The sequence below is a fragment of the Erwinia sp. 198 genome (genome assembly GCF_003937915.1).
GTDB lineage: Bacteria > Pseudomonadota > Gammaproteobacteria > Enterobacterales > Enterobacteriaceae > Erwinia > Erwinia aeris.
The window spans coordinates 1-1,750 of record NZ_RHUM01000030.1 but is presented as its reverse complement, the minus strand read 5'-3'; the positions used below and the strand labels follow the sequence as shown (position 1 = coordinate 1,750).

Sequence of the window (1,750 nt, the reverse complement as noted above, 5' to 3'; positions counted from 1 at the left end):
GCGAACCCGGGTCTGGATAAAATCTTCGACAGGGAGAAAGAGCAGCGGCGGGTGGAGACGGTGCAGGCGGTGGTGGACATCGGCCTGCAGGCCAGCGATATCGTGAGGACGCAGGGCCAGATAGCGGCGACAAAGAAGGCCACAATTGTCGGATTGCCGTAAATCAGGCGGTGACTGTCAGGCCGTTATTGATAAGTGGAAGCAGGTGAGCGATAAGCAAAGCGCAGAAACCGACCAGAAACTTCAGGACGACCCGCTGGTAGTTCAGGTATGGGATAAGGAAGTGGCCCAGGGGGGTTATGATATGGCAGAGCGTCCCGGCTGGCTGGGTAAACTGCCGGGTGTGGATGCGATGACCAGTGAGGAAGCCAAAGCCTACGTTCAACAGTGGAACGGTCAGGATCTGGCGAAGATAGATGTAAACAGCCCTGAGTGGGTAAAATATGTGGCGTTTGCATCAGATCCTGAGAATCAGGCAGCATTAGCTTCATTGGGTAAATTGGGCAATGATCTTTTTAAGCTTGCTAAGACAACTGTTTCGAATATAGCTCAAGGTGGAGTATCGACAGGCATAAAGAGCATGCAAACAGGGTTGAGAAATCCGCAGCAAGTAGACCAGATAAAAAATGACATGACGTCAGGAAATTATAGGTTTAATGCTCCTGAAGGCCGTATAGCCGGATATATAGATAGTAAGGGAAATTATTATATATCTGAAGGTAACCACCGGATGGTGGCTGCTCAGGAAATATATAAAAAGACTGGAGATAAATCTTACATAGATAAATTACTTCAAAATGGTTCATGGACTCAGACAAAGAATGCTCCAGCAGGAGCTAAATCTATGCCGACAAGGAAATGATGATTTTATGGAGAGTGATATCCTTATGAAAAAAAATGAGATATATGTAAAAATGTTATCTCTTTCTCTGCCTTACATCAGAAATATTCAGTCATTGGATAAAAAAGATAAAGGGCGTGACATATCGTGCTACTTTGAAGCTGAATTAGTACATAATCTAATGCATACACTGCTCATCTCAGACTTCGTTGAACATGATTTATGGTTCTTAAATAATCAAGCAAAATACTATTTTGAGAAATGCAGTGAAGACATATCACCTAACTATATTCAACACGTTAAATATATAGAATCATTATTCAAATTGGTTCCTGATGAATTAAAGTCTAAGCTACAATGGCAAGGCCCTTGATAAAAATCGCAGCCCTTACTGCTGGGATTTTACTTTCTGGACCCGAAAAAGCTGGCGGCAGCGAAGATGCAGCTGGAAGAAAAAGCGCGGCAGAGCGGGGTGAAAACGGCGCCCGGCTACGACGATATAGCGAAGCAGGCTTACAATAATGCCATGGCGCCGTACCTGGCGGAGCTGATACATAAAGCGACCACCACCACGGATGCGAACGGCAAAGAGGTGGTTAACGTCGAGGCAAACCTGACAGCGCACGCGGTGCTGGGCGCGGCGGTGGCGCAGGCGTCAGGCGGCGCGGCGGGCGAGTATATCGCGCAGCAGCTCTATCCGGGCGTGGACCGTGCAGACCTGAGCGAGGAGCAGCGTCAGACCATCAGCGCGCTGGCGGGCGGGCTTGCCGGGGACAGTGCGGGCAGTGTGGTAACGGGCGCGCAGGCCGGGAAGAATACGGTTGAGAATAATGCATTAAACGTTAAGCAGAATCAGTCCCGTGTTCAGGAAATGATACAGTGTCAGGGTGACAAGTCTTGTGAGGGAAC

Annotated in this window: 1 protein-coding gene and 2 pseudogenes; all 3 read left to right on the top strand. The window is 48.3% G+C overall.

Annotated features, from left to right (window positions below):
- Nucleotides 1–142 precede the first annotated feature (142 nt).
- Nucleotides 143–862, top strand: a pseudogene (locus EGK14_RS21080) (adhesin); the annotation flags it as partial.
- A 7-nt stretch (nt 863–869) separates the two neighbouring features.
- Entirely contained in the window at nt 870–1,214 is a 345-nt protein-coding gene (locus EGK14_RS21075) for a zinc ABC transporter substrate-binding protein (protein ID WP_370256576.1), read from the top strand.
- A 156-nt stretch (nt 1,215–1,370) separates the two neighbouring features.
- Nucleotides 1,371–1,750: pseudogene (locus tag EGK14_RS21785) on the top strand (VENN motif pre-toxin domain-containing protein); the annotation flags it as partial.

Bases quoted from the DNA above. Each gene is read 5' to 3' on its own strand.
- EGK14_RS21075 (WP_370256576.1), top strand. From the start codon at position 870: ATGGAGAGTGATATCCTTATGAAAAAAAATGAGATATATGTAAAAATG.